The 17,907-nt window shown below is 40.7% G+C and carries 13 protein-coding genes; 6 read left to right on the top strand and 7 right to left on the bottom strand.

The features are described from left to right. Positions 1 to 68 precede the first annotated feature (68 nt). The gene (gene ubiD / locus MTF66_RS32830; RefSeq protein ID WP_054554671.1) at positions 69 to 1,535 is read right to left on the bottom strand and encodes a 4-hydroxy-3-polyprenylbenzoate decarboxylase; all 1,467 of its coding nucleotides are present in this window, start codon (positions 1,533 to 1,535) and stop codon (positions 69 to 71) included. Between the two features lie 82 nt (positions 1,536 to 1,617). After that, positions 1,618 to 1,908 (bottom strand): MliC family protein, encoded by a 291-nt coding sequence (locus MTF66_RS32825; protein WP_058585408.1) that lies wholly within the window; start codon positions 1,906 to 1,908, stop codon positions 1,618 to 1,620. A gap of 113 nt (positions 1,909 to 2,021) precedes the next feature. Here MTF66_RS32825 and MTF66_RS32820 point away from each other — a divergent pair, with 113 nt between their 5' ends. Continuing rightward, positions 2,022 to 2,927, top strand: a complete 906-nt coding sequence (locus MTF66_RS32820; protein WP_062566280.1) for a DUF808 domain-containing protein — start codon at positions 2,022 to 2,024, stop codon at positions 2,925 to 2,927. A 110-nt stretch (positions 2,928 to 3,037) separates the two neighbouring features. Next, positions 3,038 to 4,996, top strand: coding sequence for a S9 family peptidase (locus MTF66_RS32815; RefSeq protein ID WP_248529812.1), 1,959 nt, complete (start codon positions 3,038 to 3,040; stop codon positions 4,994 to 4,996). A 277-nt stretch (positions 4,997 to 5,273) separates the two neighbouring features. On the opposite strand, the gene MTF66_RS32810 is transcribed toward MTF66_RS32815, so the two are convergent. Beyond that, positions 5,274 to 6,230 (bottom strand): tetratricopeptide repeat protein, encoded by a 957-nt coding sequence (locus MTF66_RS32810; RefSeq protein WP_248529810.1) that lies wholly within the window; start codon positions 6,228 to 6,230, stop codon positions 5,274 to 5,276. Between the two features lie 187 nt (positions 6,231 to 6,417). On the opposite strand from MTF66_RS32810, the gene dbpA reads away from it, so the two are divergent. Then, positions 6,418 to 7,806, top strand: a complete 1,389-nt coding sequence (dbpA, locus tag MTF66_RS32805; RefSeq protein WP_055199234.1) for an ATP-dependent RNA helicase DbpA — start codon at positions 6,418 to 6,420, stop codon at positions 7,804 to 7,806. A gap of 9 nt (positions 7,807 to 7,815) precedes the next feature. Here the strand turns inward: dbpA and MTF66_RS32800 are convergent, their stop codons facing one another. Beyond that, on the bottom strand, positions 7,816 to 8,397 hold the full coding sequence (locus MTF66_RS32800; RefSeq protein WP_248529808.1) for a DNA-J related domain-containing protein: 582 nt from the start codon (positions 8,395 to 8,397) through the stop codon (positions 7,816 to 7,818). Positions 8,398 to 8,555: 158 nt separating this feature from the next. Between MTF66_RS32800 and MTF66_RS32795 the strand changes: the two genes are divergently transcribed. Further along, positions 8,556 to 11,390 carry a tetratricopeptide repeat protein gene (locus MTF66_RS32795; RefSeq protein WP_248529806.1) on the top strand — a complete coding sequence of 945 codons (2,835 nt, stop codon included), beginning with the start codon at positions 8,556 to 8,558 and terminating at the stop codon, positions 11,388 to 11,390. Here the strand turns inward: MTF66_RS32795 and MTF66_RS32790 are convergent. The 3 genes from MTF66_RS32790 to trxA all read right to left on the bottom strand — a co-directional run bounded on the left by MTF66_RS32790 (position 11,363) and on the right by trxA (position 14,544). Further along, complete coding sequence (locus tag MTF66_RS32790; protein WP_248529804.1) at positions 11,363 to 12,613, bottom strand: methyl-accepting chemotaxis protein; 1,251 nt, start codon at positions 12,611 to 12,613, stop codon at positions 11,363 to 11,365. The two genes, MTF66_RS32795 and MTF66_RS32790, sit on opposite strands and share 28 nt — an antisense overlap. A gap of 163 nt (positions 12,614 to 12,776) precedes the next feature. After that, positions 12,777 to 14,036 (bottom strand): transcription termination factor Rho, encoded by a 1,260-nt coding sequence (gene rho / locus MTF66_RS32785; RefSeq protein ID WP_248529802.1) that lies wholly within the window; start codon positions 14,034 to 14,036, stop codon positions 12,777 to 12,779. A 181-nt stretch (positions 14,037 to 14,217) separates the two neighbouring features. Then, positions 14,218 to 14,544 (bottom strand): thioredoxin TrxA, encoded by a 327-nt coding sequence (gene trxA / locus MTF66_RS32780; protein ID WP_248529800.1) that lies wholly within the window; start codon positions 14,542 to 14,544, stop codon positions 14,218 to 14,220. A 90-nt stretch (positions 14,545 to 14,634) separates the two neighbouring features. Between trxA and rhlB the strand changes: the two genes are divergently transcribed. Next, positions 14,635 to 15,909 carry an ATP-dependent RNA helicase RhlB gene (gene rhlB, locus MTF66_RS32775; RefSeq protein ID WP_054554680.1) on the top strand — a complete coding sequence of 425 codons (1,275 nt, stop codon included), beginning with the start codon at positions 14,635 to 14,637 and terminating at the stop codon, positions 15,907 to 15,909. A 48-nt stretch (positions 15,910 to 15,957) separates the two neighbouring features. Beyond that, positions 15,958 to 17,451, top strand: coding sequence for a guanosine-5'-triphosphate,3'-diphosphate diphosphatase (gppA, locus tag MTF66_RS32770; RefSeq protein WP_248529799.1), 1,494 nt, complete (start codon positions 15,958 to 15,960; stop codon positions 17,449 to 17,451). Positions 17,452 to 17,907: the final 456 nt, after the last annotated feature.

Here is a 17,907-nt window from a genome sequence, read left to right as displayed (position 1 = left end):
AGAAGCAAATTCGGTTATGAATCGAACTCATAACCGTTAAATTTTGAGCAGTTTAACATAGACACAGCCTAGAGAATATCTAAGCTGTCCCATAATTCATCAACACGTTCTTTGATTTTTGGATCCATAACAATGGGTTCACCCCATTCACGATCTGTTTCGCCTGGCCATTTATTGGTTGCATCCATGCCCATTTTTGAGCCAAGGCCAGAAACTGGTGATGCAAAATCTAAATAATCAATTGGCGTGTTTTCGATCATCGTCGTATCGCGAGCAGGGTCCATACGCGTGGTAATTGCCCAGATCACGTCGTTCCAATCGCGTGCGTTTACGTCATCATCGCAAACAATCACGAACTTGGTATACATGAATTGACGCAAGAAAGACCACACCCCCATCATCACGCGCTTAGCATGACCCGGGTATTGTTTTTTCATCGTGACCACAGCCATACGATAAGAGCAGCCTTCAGGTGGTAGATAAAAATCTACAATTTCAGGGAATTGCTTTTGCAGAATTGGCACGAACACTTCGTTCAATGCAACCCCGAGTACTGCTGGCTCATCAGGTGGACGGCCAGTGTAAGTGCTGTGATAAATTGGGTTTTCACGATGTGTAATGTGAGTGACCGTCATCACCGGAAACTCGTCTACTTCGTTGTAGTAACCTGTGTGATCGCCATAAGGACCTTCTGGTGCTGTTTCACCCGGCATAATATAACCTTCGAGTACGAACTCTGCGGTAGCAGGCACTTGTAGGTCATTTGAAACCGATTTAACAACTTCAGTTTTACTACCGCGTAGTAAACCAGCAAACGCATATTCGCTTAGGGTGTCTGGTACTGGTGTTACAGCGCCTAGGATTGTCGCAGGATCGGCACCTAATGCCACCGATACAGGGTAAGGTTCGCCTGGGTGCTCTTTACACCACTCACGAAAATCTAATGCGCCACCGCGGTGCGATAGCCAGCGCATAATAATTTTGTTTTTACCCAATAGCTGCTGACGGTAAATACCTAAGTTTTGGCGCTTTTTATAAGGCCCTTTGGTAACCGTTAGACCCCATGTGATCAAGGGAGCTGCATCACCCGGCCAGCAATGTTGGATAGGCAGCTTAGTTAAGTCAACATCATCGCCTTCAAGTATAACTTGCTGACAAGGCGCTTTTTTTACTTCTTTAGCTGGCATATTCAGTACTTGTTTGAATACTGGGATTTGCCCTAGTGCCTCTTTAATGCCTTTCGGTGGCTCAGGCTCTTTTAGAAAAGCTAATAACTTACCAACTTCGCGCAGTTCACTAACATCATCTTGCCCCATGCCCATTGCAACACGCTTAGGCGTACCAAAAAGGTTGGCAAGAACGGGAATAGTGTGGCCTTTAGGGTTTTCGAATAACAGAGCTGGGCCTTCGGCACGTAAAGTACGGTCGGCAATTTCGGTCATTTCAAGGTAAGGATCAATTTCTTGTTTGATCCGTTTTAATTCACCTTTTTGTTCTAATAACTCGATAAATTCGCGAAGATCTTTGTATTTCATTTTAGCCGCTTAAACGCTGAATAAACTGTCGCTATTATACTCAAAACCACTGATTAAGCTAATTTAGCAAACAAAGCTTTTGCTATTGCTGGGTTAAGCTACATTGGTACTTTTTTCCTTTTAAAATCAGCATTGCTTCATCGCCTTTAGACCAAAACAGCACATTATCGGCACTGTATTTAACCCCTGAGCCGCTTACTTGGCGATTGAGTAAAAATTCACTTTCCTTAAATGTCAGTCTTGCTTCCTCATCATTGTATTCAACAATACTGGCGCTAAGGGTTTCATCGCACAGGTAATTGCTCGGTGCACTTTGCTCAGCACACGCGCACAAGGTAACTAAAGCGAGCCCTGAGAGAAGTGGTTTAATCATAGAAACACCTCTATTTTTGAATGAGCTATAAGCCTAACAAAGAAAAATTAACCGTTGGTGAAAATGGCAGGATAAGTTATGTTGATAGTGTATTTAATGGGCAAGGAACTACCATGGCAGGCACTAATTTACTAACCTTACTTGATGATATTACAACACTTTTAGACGATATTGCGACGATGAGTAAAGTCGCAACAAAAAAAACAGCAGGGGTGTTAGGTGATGACCTCGCTCTAAATGCTCAGCAAGTCACAGGGGTAACTGCCGATAGAGAGTTGCCTGTAGTTTGGGCTGTGGCAAAAGGCTCGTTTATTAACAAAGCCATCTTAGTGCCCGCAGCATTATTGATTAGTGTTTGGTTGCCTTGGTTAATTACTCCGCTATTAATGGTTGGCGGGCTGTTTTTGTGCTTTGAAGGTGCAGAGAAAATTATCGAAAAGCTGTTTGGTCATGCTCAACAAGAAGATGAAACTCTAGCTGAACAACAAGACTTACAAGAATACGAAAAGCAAAAAGTGAAAGGGGCGATCCGCACTGATTTTATCCTCTCTGCAGAAATTATCGTGATAACGCTAGGCACGGTTGCTGGCGCAACACTGGTGAATCAAGCTTTAGTGCTTAGTGTAATAGCAATTATTATGACCATTGGCGTGTATGGGTTAGTTGCAGGCATTGTTAAACTAGATGATGCTGGTTTGTATTTACTGCAAAAAGCGCAGCAAAGTGGCGGTAAGTTTAAAGAGCTAGTAGGTAAGTTTTTACTTGCTGCAGCGCCTAAGTTAATGCGCTTTTTAGCCTTTGCAGGAACGGTTGCTATGTTTTTAGTTGGCGGAGGCATATTGGTACATGGGATCCCCGTTTTACATCACGCCCAGCAAGGCAGCACTGAGTTTGTTACGGATTTAGTTGGTAAAACGGGTGAGCTGGCTACGCCGATTATATTTGATGGTTTATTAGGTGTTGTTGCCGGGGTTATCGTTGTGTTAGTGGTTGAACTTTGGCATAAAATTCGTCGCTAAATAGCATCCATTATTGGGTTGTTTTGTTAAATTTTTGTAGCAAATATGGGGTCTTTGCTTTATTATTGCTCAGCTAAAAATAACAATTAAATCGTTAAATGGAGTTAATCATGTCTCGATATCTCACTTTTGTGCTGGGACTAGCGTTATTTACGCTATCATTTACCAGCTTCGCTAAACCTGCAAAATTATCAGTAGAAGACTTTAGTAAAGGTAATGACTTTAGTCGTGTAACTATCTCCCCTGATGGTAACTACGTCGCAGCTATAAAAAAACACGAAGGTAAAAATTCACTCATCATTGTTGATACAACCAAGTTTGCAGTAACCCATGCGGTTGCTTTTCCGGGTAATGCACAGGTTGGCGAATACCATTGGGTTAACAACGAGCGTGTTATTCTTGAAAAAGAGTATTTAAAAGGTTGGCAAGATACCCCTATTTATTATGGTGAGTTATTTGCCGTGAACGTCGATGGTAGCCGTGGCGCATACGTAATTGGTTATCATGGTGAACAGCAAACTGGTACTCGGTTAAAAAAGCAAACACCAGTTCAAGGAACGTCATACCTTTTAGATCCCTTACTTCATGATGATAAAAAAGTTTTGGTTGTCACTTACCCGTGGACTGCAACCAATGAACCAACTACCGTTGTATATGAAGTCGATGTTTATCGCGGCCTTCGTACTTTAATCACTCGTTCACCAGCACCTATGGGTGAATTTCTAACGGATCATGATGGTAACGTTCGTATCGCTGTATCAAGTGACGATTACCTCAATGCGACAGTCCATGTGCGAGAGCCTGAAGGCGGTTTTTGGAAAGAGCTCGATTTAGAAGGTATTAACTACACCGATATTACATTAAAAGCATTTGATAAATCTGGCGAGTCTATCTATGCCACTGCATCAAAGGGTGGAGAAGCAGAGAGCCTTATTAAAATTAATCTGAAAACCAAAGAAGTGACGAAAATCTTTCAAGATAAGCATGTTTCACCGTCGCATATTTGGGTTGATGAAATCTCTAAAGAGTTATTTGCCATAGAAACCGAGGCTGACTACCCAAGCTATGCGTTTGTTGATAGTAATTCGCCTAAATCACAGCGTCTTAAAGATTTATTGGGCGCACTGCCAGGCAGTCAAGTACAGCTAGTTAGCAGTACAGAAGATGATTCAAAAAATATTATTTTCGCATCGAGCGATATAAACCCTGGGCAATATTATCTATATGACGCGAATACTAATAAATTACGAGCGCTATTCTCTGCGCGTGGCTGGATCAACCAAGATGATATGGCGCAAACCACACCACTGCGTTTTAAAAGCCGCGATGGTTTAACAATTCTTGCTTATTTAACTGTGCCAAATGGCAAAGCTGAGAAAAACTTACCTTTAGTTGTTATGCCACATGGTGGCCCAATTGCACGTGATAACTGGGGCTATGATCCAGAAGTACAAATGTTAGCCAATAAAGGTATGGCGGTATTAAAGGTTAACTTCCGAGGCTCGAAAGGGTTTGGTATGAACTTCCAAGAAGCTGGCTATCGCCAGTGGGGACAAAATATTCAACACGATATTATTGATGGTGTGAAATTATTAATTAATGACGGCACAGTTGATAAGGATAACATTTGTATTATGGGAACCAGCTTCGGTGGTTACTCTGCCCTACAAAGCGCGATTATCGAGCCGGATATGTTCAAGTGTGCGATAGGCTTGATGGGGATTTACGACTTGCCTCTTATGTATGAAGAAGGTGACACGCAAGCCCGAAGCTATGGTATTAATTTCCTAAAAACAGTGATTGGTACTGATGAAGCCGAGTTAAAAGCATTCTCGCCTGCTTATAATGTCGATAAGCTAAAAGCACCTGTGCTTATTGTGCATGGTGGTGAAGACGAACGAGCTCCAATTGAGCAAGCAGAATCATTAGAAGCAGCGTTGAAAAAAGCTAAGCACCCATATGAAATCACTATTCTAGATGATGAAGGCCACGGTTTTTATAAAGAAGAGCACCGCACTCTTTACTATAAAAAAGTATTGGCTTTCTTAGATGATCATTTAAAGCTTTAAAAGAAAAGTGCCGGCGAGCAAGCTCGCCGGCAAGGATTTAGCACGGGAACGTAAGCGTGCTAGTGTGCAAGGTCTTCCTTCAAGTTATACAAACTCAAAAGATGATTCTTTCATCAGGCTGCGTAATCTCAAAAGCAGAGCAGGGAGAGTAACTCGGCTTTAAAAGAGTATAAATACTACGTCAGTACAAAATGTTATAACATAACAAATTCAAAGTAAATAGTGAGAACCATATTATTAGGCTGGTTTCTTATGTGTGATATTTATAGGTAATAGATTATTGAGTATTCAATTTACTACAATCGTAACTCAAGCATAGCTCTGCGAGCTCAATCTTTGCTTTAGGATTCCCTTGTAAAGTAGCTTTGTTGAGCCAGTAAGCTGCTTTTTCGTTATTCACTTCTGTCCCTTGGCCATCACGATACATCTGACCCAAGTTTAATTGCCCCCATGCATAACCATCTTCCGCAGACAGAGTAAAACTTTTCAACGCTTCTTCGTATAGGCCATCTTTGAAGTAAGTAATCCCTTCCTGATTATGTTTATCGAGCTTAACGCCCGTATATAAAGGCTTAGGTCTAGGCGGGTGCATAACAAAACCACCAAATAAACTATAAAGCTCAGGTCGCATAATTTTATAAATGCTGCCTTCACCATAAAGCTGCTTTATTTGTGACTTACTGAAAGTCAGGGTTTTACTAGAAAAGTAATCATCTTGAACTAGCATGCTGGTACGCATGGCAATTTCGATGTCTTTATTGTACTTGTAAGTGTAGTTAGCAACTCTAAAAGTCATGTTCTTATCATCAAATTCAACGAGCTGAGCTACTTTTAAGTTGTTAATACGTTTTGGTTTGCCAGTAAATTTATCTGAATAGACAAAATAGGTATCAAATAACTTTGGCTCGTTTAAGTAATTTTGCTCATTTTCAGTTTGCTCATTCGCACCGATTAATGCATTTGTTAATAGGTAAACGATAATGAATAGGCCAATAAAGTATTTTATAAACGACGCTAACTCTAAGGCGGGCAATGAATACCAAGGTGCAGGAGTAACATAGCCACAGTCATCACATTGTCTTTGATAATTAATAGAAAGTGGCATGATGGGCAAAATAGTAAAGCGCAAAACTTTACTGTGATTGCTTAAAGAATAATGTTCACTATGACAGTGAGGGCACGTTTTTTGTTTTTTATAGAAAACATCAGCTGCAGCGGTATTAAATAGAAGCATAGTTTCTTCCTGAAGGTTGCTATCAATAAACTAGAACAAATGCAGAGAGTTAGAAAGCAGCAAACTGTAAGCAAATATGAATTAAATATGCTGAACAGTGTTTTCGTTTAGAGAAACAGCACATTCTCTGCTATGATCCACAGCATCTTCGAGGATGTCCCTCAATTATCAAGTTTGGAATATTACTGTGACTGCTACTGCTTTTTCATCTTTGGCTTTGCCGCGAGAGTTAACCGATAACTTATCAACTTTAGGTTATACGCAAATGACGCCAGTGCAAGCGCAAAGTTTGCCAGTGATCTTGCAAGGCAAAGATATTATTGCCCAAGCCAAAACGGGGTCGGGTAAAACGGCTGCATTTAGTTTAGGTGTGCTGGCTAAGTTAAATGTGAAACGCTTTCGTATTCAGTCTCTCATTTTATGTCCAACCCGAGAGTTAGCAGAGCAGGTAGCTGAAGAAGTTCGTAAGCTTGCCCGTGGTATTCATAACATTAAAGTTTTAACTTTATGTGGCGGTGTCTCTATTGGTCCACAAATTGGCTCATTAGAACATGGCGCACATATCATCGTTGGTACTCCAGGTCGTGTTGATGACCACATTCGCAAAGGCACATTGCGTTTAGATGATGTTGAGACCCTAGTGTTAGATGAAGCTGATCAAATGCTAGATATGGGCTTCCAAGATACCCTTGATGCTATTGTTGAGTGCATTCCTAATCAACGCCAAACATTATTGTTTAGTGCGACTTATCCAAAATCAATTGCTGCGATAGCTGAGCGAGTGCTTAGCAACCCAGAAATGATTAAGGTAGAAGAAGAGCAAACAAAAAGCACAATCAAGCAATACTTTTACAAGCTAGATAATAATAAACAGCGCTTTAATACATTGAAGCTGTTGTTGTTGAAGTTCCAACCAGAAAGCTGTGTGGTTTTTTGTAACACCAAGGTTGAAACACAGCAGATTTGTGATGATCTTTATGCTGAAGGGTTTAGTGCGGTTGCCTTACACGGTGATTTAGATCAACGCGAACGTGAGCGTACTTTAATTCGCTTTGCTAATAAAAGCGCCTGTATTCTTGTTGCAACGGATGTTGCCGCGCGTGGCTTAGATATCAACGATATGGACATGGTAGTGAACTACCATCTAGCGCATGACCCTCAAACCCATGTACACCGTGTTGGTCGTACTGGTCGAGCAGGTAAAAAGGGTATTGCATGTTCTATTTATGGTGAAGCTGAGCAATTTAAAGTGGCACAAATTGGCGACCACTACGAGCGCGACTTTGACCCTGAACCAATTCCGCCATTTAGCTTGCTAGAAAAACCCGCGTATAAGCCAACCATGGCAACCATTATGATTGATGCTGGCAAGAAGCAAAAAATTCGTGCTGGTGATATTTTAGGTGCATTAACTGGTAAAGAGGGAATTGCCGGTCATCAGGTAGGTAAAATTAACGTACTTGATAATGTGGCCTTTATTGCTGTGGAGCGAGCTGCTGCAAAACCTGCATTACGTAAATTGACTGAAGGTAATATTAAAAAGCGCAAGATCCGTGCGCGACGTTTGAGCAGATAAATTATTGAGTTATGAGCAGCTTGCTTTAAGTTGCTCATATTCGAGTTGTATTTTCTTAAACTCAATTGCACAGCCTTGGCGGTCTGGGTGGTGCTTTAGCGCCAGTTGTCGCCAACGCTTTTGTAACTGTTTTTCCGAAAAATCAGTAGGTAGCTGCCACGCCTGTTGTAATTCTAATAGCTGCTGCTGAGGTAATGAGTGAATGCCCTTGTTTGGGCTAAATGACGAAAAACGCTGCCAAAAATCACTTAACAACGCATCTATTTCATCGCTCGTTGTATCAAAGTTTTGCCAATCTAAATAGTAATCCCGTAGTGGGTCATGACTTTCTAATGCGTTACCCGTTTGCTTACTAACAAGTTCAATGTGAAGTGACGCAATCTGTAGCTGTTGCTCAGGTGCAAGTTGTGCTTGTAGTTGATAAAGACCATTCATAACTAAAAAGTTGCGTTTAAACAGATCTTTTTGTGGGTCATTGTCTAATTGCTCTATTTTTCCTGATTCACTAAGTGCGCTGGCAAGCGTATGAACCTTCCAAATAGGCTGTTCCAAAAGAAGGTAAAAAATCTCATCAATCAGTGGGTTAACCATTGTTCGCAAGCCTATCTTTAGTGTAATCTACAGTGGTATACGCTATCACAGCTGCTTTTTTGAAACTACGCTAATGTTTTTAGATACTAAGGAATGCATTTAGCCGAGCTTAAATAACTTCATTTTCAGGCTAAGTTGATTTTAAGGGATTTTGCCATATGTTCACATCACTGCGTGTAAGCTTGCTCACTGCTTTATTGTTCAGCTGTAGTTTGTTTGTTTCGCAGTCTAGCTTTGCATCCACTTCGCTACTTGAGCAATTTAGCCAATCCGAGCAATGGCAAGAAAAGCAACAGCTTGCCCAAAAGTTGCTTAATCAAAATACGACAAATCAAGAACTAAGCCTCGATATTTACATGCAGCTTGCCGACTTTGCTCTAGAGAAAGGTAATTTCTCGGCGGCGGTAAAAAACTACCAATTGGCAGAGCAAGCTACAAGTTTTACAGCAACGCCAAATCGCTATTTTCGTAGTCTAAAAATGCAAGGCGTCACTTATTATTATCAAGGCCTGATGCAACAAGCAGTGCTTGCTTATAGCAAGGCATTAAGCGTTGCAGAAAAACTACCAGAGCCAATTGCCGAAGCAAACTTACTCAGTAATATTGGTCTTGCCTACTTTGACATGTTCAATATGGATCAAGCGCTTAAGTATTACAAAGAAGCGAAAGAAATTTATGAAGAGCATGGTAGCGAGCAAGATAAAGCCGATATTTTACACAACATAGCGGGTATTTATATTCGTTTGTCGAGCTATGATATTGCACTAGATATGTATAGAGAAACGCTAGAAATTTTCCAAAAATTAGGTGATGAAGATGGCGTTGCTCAGTCGTATGGCAATATGGGAGTGGCTTACTCAGAGCTTGGCCAGTATCAACTTTCATTACACTACTATCAGCGAGCCTTGCGCTACTACCAAGAAACGAATAACGCTTACTTTCTCTCTTCACGCCACACTAATATCGCTAATGTGTATCTTCGCACCGGTGATTTAGAGCTTGCCTTAAGTCATGCAGAAAAAGCCGTTGAGTTTGCAAAAAAAATTGATAATAAAACATTAGAGCTGGCTGGCTTATTGTCACAAGCAAAAATCGAGTTATTACAAGGAAAGCTCACTGAAGCTGAGGCCACTCTGACTACCTCCGTTTTTATGGCTAAACAATATAAAGATGATTTGAGAGTACAAGACGGCGCCGGAATGATGGCCCTGATTAAGTCAGGTAAGGGTGACTATGCAGCAGCCGTTGCTAGTTTTGATGAATTTGTTCGCGCTTTCAAAAGCGAGCAAAGCCTAAAATTATTAAAGTCGATGGGTGAGCTGCAAAGCCAAATCCAAGCAAGTCAGCTTAATCAAGAAATTGTTGAATTAAAGCAGCTACAGAATGTTCAAGAGCTCGAAATGTCTAAACAACGTCAGTTGGGCATTATGCTATTTATCTTGTTTGTGATGATAGTGGTGACGGGGATTACTATTTATCGCCGTAATATTGAAAAAGGGGCAAAAGAGCAACTTTCGTTAATGGTTGCTAAACGAACGAAAGAGCTTGAAGAAACCGCAGATCAATTACGCAGCGCTAATGAAATTAAAAGTCAGTTTTTGGCAAATATTAGCCATGAAATTCGTACACCTTTAACTGCAATCCTAGGCCAAACCGATAATCTAATGAACGGTTATTATAAACCAGAGCAGTTAAATGATGAGCTGGCTGTTATTCAAAAACAAAGCGATCACTTAAAAGAGCTGATTAACGACGTACTTGATATCAGTAAAATCGAAGCTAACAAGCTAGAGTTAAGCTTAAAGGAAGGTGATTTAGTTCGATTACTAACTGACGTTCATTCTATGCTCAGTGGTCAAGCCAAAGATAAAGGGCTGAAATTTGCATTTCATAATGAGCTCGGCGAACAGTTTTACAGTCAGCTCGACTTTACCCGCATTAAACAGATTCTTATCAACCTATGTGCCAATGCAATTAAGTTCACCAATCAAGGTGAAGTAGAGTTAAAAGTCTATAAAGTTGAGCAAGGCGTTTGGTTTCGTGTAACTGACACCGGTATTGGTATGAACGGTGAGCAGCTTAAGCAAATCTTTGAATGTTTTAGGCAAGGCGACAATAGCATCAGCCGTCGCTTTGGGGGCACCGGGCTTGGTTTAAGCCTATCGCAACAGCTTGCGATGATGATGGGTGGCTATATCAGTGTTGAAAGTGAGCTAAATAAAGGCAGCATATTTTCGTTTTACTTGCCGTGTAAAGAGCATACACCAAGCACGGAAACAGTTGAGCTTGCAAAGTTTGTGCAGCCAGCAACAAAAGGCTTGTCTGGTAAAGTGCTGCTTGCTGAAGATCACCCAGATAACCGCCGTTTAATTTCTCGTTATTTAGAGTCGATGGGTCTTGAGGTTATTGCGGTAGAAAATGGTGAGCAAGCTGTAGAGTATTGTCTAAAGGAGTTCCCTGATGTGGTGCTGCTCGATATTCAAATGCCAGTGCTAGATGGATTAAATGCACTGAAACTACTACAAGAGTGTGGCTTTACCCAGCCTGTATATGCATTAACGGCTAATGCAATTAGCCACGAAATCGACAGTTACCTTGAAGCTGGTTTTACAGGTTACCTTGCTAAACCGATTGATAAAAAAGTGTTTTACACGCAACTTGCTAAGCATTGCAAAAAAGACAGTAACACAACTAAGTCTCAGCATGATATGAGTGACTTAGTTGCAAGCTTTATCAATAGCTTTGAGCATGAAAGTGCATTAATACAACAGCATTTTGCAGCTCATGAATTGTTTAATTTACAGCAGGATGCTCACCGCATAGGTGGCGCGGCTAAAATGTTTGAGTTAGATGATGTCGCGATGAGTGCTATGGCACTTGAGTCGGCATTAAAGCAAGATAAACTTACTGACTTAACAAGCTTAGTTGCTCAACTACTTGAGCAACTACATACCGCATCGGTTGATCAAAACAGTTCTATATCACCATCTTGAATTTGCTCAACTTCTTGAGTCATTTCGAATCTAGAGCGATCAATACGCTGCTCTTGATCGGTTTCTGGGTGAGTGATCAGAAACATTGATAGTTTTTCATCTAAAGAGTGTGCAAGGCGTACTAAGTCTTTGCTCGATACAGCTTGTATTTGTGAACTTGAAAGTGCATCAGAGTTAAGCTCAACCATAGCATCTATACTAACTTGAGCTTCATCAGACATTTGACTTTGCATGGCTACTTGCTCATGAACGCTTTCAGAAAACGCATTAATTTCAAGCATCGCTTGTTCAATCTTATTGGTTTCTTTAGTCGATGCTTCAGATAGCTCAACCGTGCGCTCAGTTTCTTTGAGTGCTGTCTGCATTAATGAGTTTGCTTGTTCAGTACTATGCTGAATTTTAGAAACCATCTCACGAACTTCTTGTGTTGATTTACTAGTACGGGCAGCCAGGTTTCGTACTTCATCAGCGACCACCGCAAAGCCTCGACCCTGCTCGCCAGCACGCGCAGCTTCAATTGCAGCATTTAGCGCGAGTAAGTTAGTCTGCTCGGCAATACTATTGATAACATCAATAACTGAGCCGATCGCATCACTATCTTGCTTAAGTAAAATAATCTGCTCACTCGTCAGATTGATATTATCGGCAAGCTTGATAAGACTCGCCTGGCTTTTATCTGTGTCTAAACGGGTTTGTTGTACTGATTTAGTGGCATCTGATACTGAACTTAATATTTGCTCGAGACTTCTATCTAGCTCTTTAGATACTTCAATCATTCGATTGATCGTATTTGCTAAATCAATACCGTGGGCATCTTGTATAGTGGCTTTTTGAGTCATCGATGCATAGGTATCACGCAGTGCATCGGCCATAGGTAACAAGCGGGCAGATGAGGCATATATTTCGCCAAGCATATGCTCAGCCATTGTCAAACCTGCGTTAAGTGCATGACACGCATTAGGCAACTCGCTGTCATTTTCGTCAAAGCGAAAAGTAAAATCGATACCTTTTTCAGAAGTAGTTTGCTTAACAAAGTAGCTTAAATGATCTTGTTGCTTTTTATCTGTTGTATAAACAAAAGCAAGCAAAGCAAGCCATGGAATGATTACAATAAGTGAAAGCACGGCCATAGCAGTGGTAGAAATATCAAATACGGTAAAACTAGCAATACAACTAAGTAAGCTTATTACAAATAGAGCTACAGCTACTTTAATGCGGGTCATTGAGGAGATCCTTACCTTTTAATTCTATAATGTATAGAACAAATTTCTGTTAATTACCAATAAACTTATTCTGTAAAAGTATAACTTTTAAAGTGTTATGTCCTTAGTTTTACGCAAAAAAAATGCCTGTATTAAACAGGCATTTTAAAAAACTAAGTATTAGTTATTTACGTTTCATTGAGTCAAAGAATTCATCATTGGTTTTGCTCATTGAAAGCTTATCAATTAAGAATTCCATTGCGTCAATTTCTGACATCTCATGAACGATTTTACGTAAGATCCACATTTTTTGTAGTTCATCAGGTTTGGTTAGTAATTCTTCGCGACGCGTACCTGAGCGGTTAAAGTCAATCGCTGGGAATACACGCTTTTCAGCAATCTTACGATTTAAGTGTAATTCCATGTTACCTGTACCTTTGAACTCTTCGTAGATAACTTCGTCCATCTTCGAACCGGTATCGATAAGAGCCGTTGCGATAATTGTTAAGCTACCGCCTTCTTCTACGTTACGAGCTGCACCAAAGAAACGTTTTGGTTTATGTAATGCGTTTGCATCAACACCACCAGTTAATACCTTACCTGATGATGGGATTACGGTATTGTAGGCACGAGCAAGACGTGTGATTGAATCAAGTAAGATAACCACGTCTTTTTTGTGCTCAACCAGGCGCTTCGCTTTTTCAATTACCATCTCAGCAACTTGAACGTGACGGCTTGCAGGCTCATCAAACGTTGAAGCAACTACTTCACCTTTTACAAGGCGCTGCATCTCTGTAACTTCCTCTGGACGTTCGTCGATTAGAAGTACCATTAGCTCACAATCAGGTTGGTTATAGCTGATTGATTGCGCGATGTTTTGCAGGAGCATCGTTTTACCGGCTTTTGGCGGCGCAACGATAAGTGCACGTTGGCCTTTACCAATTGGTGAGGCTAAATCAAGTACACGTGCTGTGATGTCTTCAGTACTACCATTACCACGCTCCATACGTAAACGTTCGTTTGCGTGCAGTGGGGTAAGGTTTTCAAATAGGATTTTTGTGCGAGAATTTTCAGGTTTGTCGAAGTTTACTTCATTTACTTTTAATAGTGCGAAGTAACGTTCACCGTCTTTAGGTGGACGAATAAGGCCTGAAATTGAGTCACCAGTACGCATGCTGAATCGACGGATTTGACTCGGTGATACATAAATATCATCTGGGCCGGCTAAGTAAGATGCTTCAGATGATCTTAAGAAACCAAAACCATCTTGTAAGATCTCTAGTACACCGCCGCCATAGATATTTTCACCGCTTTTAGCGTGCGCTTTAAGGATGGCGAAAATAATGTCTTGTTTTCTTAAACGGGCTACGTTTTCGAGCCCCATGGACTCAGCTAAGTTTACAAGCTCTTTGATAGACTTGTCTTTTAATTCGCGTAAATGCATATTGGTGGGTTCTTTATTACAATTGTCATACTCAAAATCATCGTTTGATACATGAGTGAGGTTTGTTGGTATAACTAAGGATTAGTTGGCTTTATAAACTAGCAGGTCACTAGCAAGGCGTCCAGTCTTTAAACAAAATAAAGCTAAAAAAAGGGCAAAAAGCCCTTTTTTTATATTTTCATTAGATGTTGTTTTCTAAAAACTCTATTAATTGAGTTTTAGAAAGTGCACCAACTTTAGTTGCTGCAACTTGACCATCTTTGAAAAGAAGTAATGTAGGGATACCACGGATACCAAACTTTGGTGGTGTGCCTGCATTTTGGTCGATGTTAAGTTTACCAACGGTAACTCGGCCATCAAACTCGCCAGCTACTTCGTCAAGAATAGGGGCGATCATTTTACAAGGTCCGCACCATTCAGCCCAAAAATCAACAAGTACAGGTTTGTCTGATTGTAGTACGTCAGCTTCAAAGCTATCGTCAGTTAATTGAATAATTTTCTCGCTCATTGCGATCTCCGATTAGTTAGGCGAAATATTTAATGCGTATTTAAACACTCTTGTTTCTTATTGCAAGTTTAAACGTTATGCTTAAACGCTATGACTAAGACACATTTGACCGATAAAAAGTTTTCAGACTTTGCTATCGCACCGGAAGTGGTTGCCGGTTTAACCGAAAATGGGTTTGAATATTGCACACCCATTCAAGCGAAATGCCTACCTTTTATTTGTGAAGGCCGAGATATTGCGGGCCAAGCGCAAACAGGTACGGGCAAAACGTTGGCGTTTTTAACTGCCACATGCCATCGGTTATTACAATCTAGCAAAGCATCTAGTAAACATCCAAGAGCCCTGATCATGGCCCCAACAAGGGAGCTGGCGATTCAGATACACAAAGATGCAAAAATTTTAGCGCCACACTGTAATCTTAACTTAGGATTAGTATATGGTGGCGAAGATTACGAAAAACAACGTGCACAACTAGAAAAAGGCGTTGATATTTTAATTGGTACTACTGGACGCCTAATCGATTTATATAAACAGGGCTGTTATACCCTCAATGAAATCGAGGTTGTAGTACTTGATGAAGCTGATCGCATGTTCGATTTAGGCTTCATAAAAGATATTCGTTATATGTTTAGACGTATGCCAGAAACCTCTGAGCGACTAAACCTATTATTTTCTGCAACCTTGTCATATCGTGTGCAGGAATTAGCGTTTGAACATATGACTAACCCAGAGCACGTACAAGTTGAACCTGATGTAAAAACAGGTAAGCGTATTCAAGAAGAGCTATTCCATCCATCACAAGATGACAAAATTAAGTTATTGTTAACTTTGATTGAAGAAGAATGGCCAGATAAAGCGATTGTGTTTGCAAATACGAAACACAGTTGTGAGAATGTTTATGCATGGATGAAAGCCGATGGTCACCGAGTTGGATTATTAACCGGTGATGTAAACCAGAAAAAGCGTCAATCAATTTTGGCTCAATTTACCAAAGGCGATTTAGACTTTTTAGTAGCAACAGACGTTGCAGCTCGTGGTTTACATATCCCAGAAGTAAGTCATGTATTTAATTTTGATTTGCCAGATGATTGTGAAGACTATGTACACCGTATTGGTCGTACCGGACGTGCTGGTGCATCAGGACACGCTATTAGCTTTGCCTGTGAACAGTATGCCTATAATCTCCACGAAATTGAGCAATATATAGAACACAGCATTCCATTATCACATTATGATAAAAGTGCATTGCTTGATGATTTAACTAAGCCTACTATTCAGAAAAAGCGGAACTATTCTACAGGCCCACGTAATCGTAATAACAACGGACGTCGACCAAATAATAGTTACCAGAAATCACGGTCGTAATAAACGGCCGTTGTTGAAGACTTAGTAGTAACTAGAGGTTTTTGAACGGTGGGGCAACTTCAACCGCAGAAAAATGTGTATGCAGTAATCGACTTAGGATCAAATAGCTTTCATATGCTGATCGCTAAATCGATTGCTGGCGGTCTACAAACGATCGGTCGAGTCAAACGTAAAGTAAGGCTTGCTGCAGGGCTTGATGAAAATAACGTCCTTAGCACTGAAGCCATGCAACGAGGTTGGGAATGCCTAGCCTTGTTTGCTGAACGTCTGCAAGACATACCACAGAAAAACATCACAATTGTTGCGACCGCAACTTTACGTCTTGCTAGCAATGCTGATGTATTCAAGCATAAAGCTGAACAGATCCTTGGTCATAAAATCAATGTTATCAGCGGTGAGCTAGAAGCTAAGACAATCTATAAAGGCGTGGCGCACACCTCAGCTTGTAGCGGTAAACAACTGGTTATCGATATTGGCGGAGCCAGTACCGAAGTTGTTATCGGTCAGGGTTTTGATGCACTGCATTATAAAAGCCTGCATATGGGCTGTGTTACCTTCCTAGAACGCTACTTCAAAGATCAAAAGCTCAGTAATGAAAACTTTGCTGCTGCAATTAAAGCTGCAAGTGAAGTGGTTGCAGAAATTGTCGATGAATACCAAGCAACTGGATGGCAAATTGCGAGCGGCGCGTCAGGCACAGTACAAGCGATTCAAGAAATCATGGTTGCACAAAACCAAGATGAGCTTTTAACGCTTGATAAACTTCTCGCTATTAAAGAGCAATCAGTGCAATTTGAAACAATTGCTGATCTTGAGCTTCCAGGCTTGAGTGAAGAGCGTCGTCTAGTGTTTGTTTCTGGCCTCGCTATATTAATTGCTTTGTTTGAATCTCTAGATATAAAACAAATGGGTCTTGCGCGCGGTGCATTGCGTGAAGGTGTTTTATATAGCATGGTGCCAGAGCTTCATAACCACGACATACGCAAGCGTACAGTTGATGGTTTAATGAATCGCTATCATGTAGATCAAAAACAGGCTTGTCGGGTTGCGCAACTTGCAGAGCAGTTGGCAAAAAGTGTCATGGGGCAATGGCAATCAATCGATGAAAATGCAATCGCATTACTAAAAACAGTAGCAAAGTTGCACGAGATTGGCTTACTAATAGAGTACAAGCTTTATCATAAGCACACAGCTTACATTATAGAAAACACTGATATGCCAGGTTTCTCGCAATCTGAGCATAAACTAATTACCGCTGTTGCTTGTGAGCATCGCGCTGATCTTGTTAAAAACAGTTTTGCTCACTTGGGCTGTCATCAAGTACTCGCAGAATGCTTAACAAGGGTAGTGCGGATCGCTGTGATCTTATCAATGCGTCGCCAAGATGATGTACTACCAGCGATTGATCTCAGTGTTAATGAAAACACCCTCACACTGACATTTGATGGTGATTGGTTAAAATATCACCCATTAATGGCCAGTGAACTGCAACTAGAGTCCAAGCTACAAGCAAAAGTAGGTTGGAAGCTCATAGTAAAATAACGTTAAAAGGCCCTTTGGGGCCTTTTTTAGTGCTATTTTTACCCGTTTCGTTCGTATTTTGCGCGAACAGTCATTTTTTTCATGAAAACTTCAAAAAACAGTTGATCTCAATTCGGATCTCCCTATAATGCGCATCCACCGACACGGCGGACTGCTTACAAAAAAGCAAAACGACGAGTTGGTTGAGTCAAGTAAGACTGAGTTTTGAAAAAATAAACTTTTCTCAAAATTAAGTGTTGACAAAAATAACGGCTTGCGTAGAATGCACAGCCCTTGAGACGCGAAAGTATCTCAAACGTTCTTTAACAATATAAAGCAATCATCTGTGTGGGCACTCGTACAGATTGAGTTCTAACAGCAGATTCTAGTTCGCTAGATGACGCAAACAAATTTAGAGTCTCAATTGAACTGAGTGACCAACGGAAACAAGTTTACTTGTTTCAGCACAGTCAATTC

The sequence above is a fragment of the Pseudoalteromonas sp. 2CM39R genome, from assembly GCF_023161845.1.
This window is presented reverse-complemented; position numbering and strand designations above follow the sequence as displayed.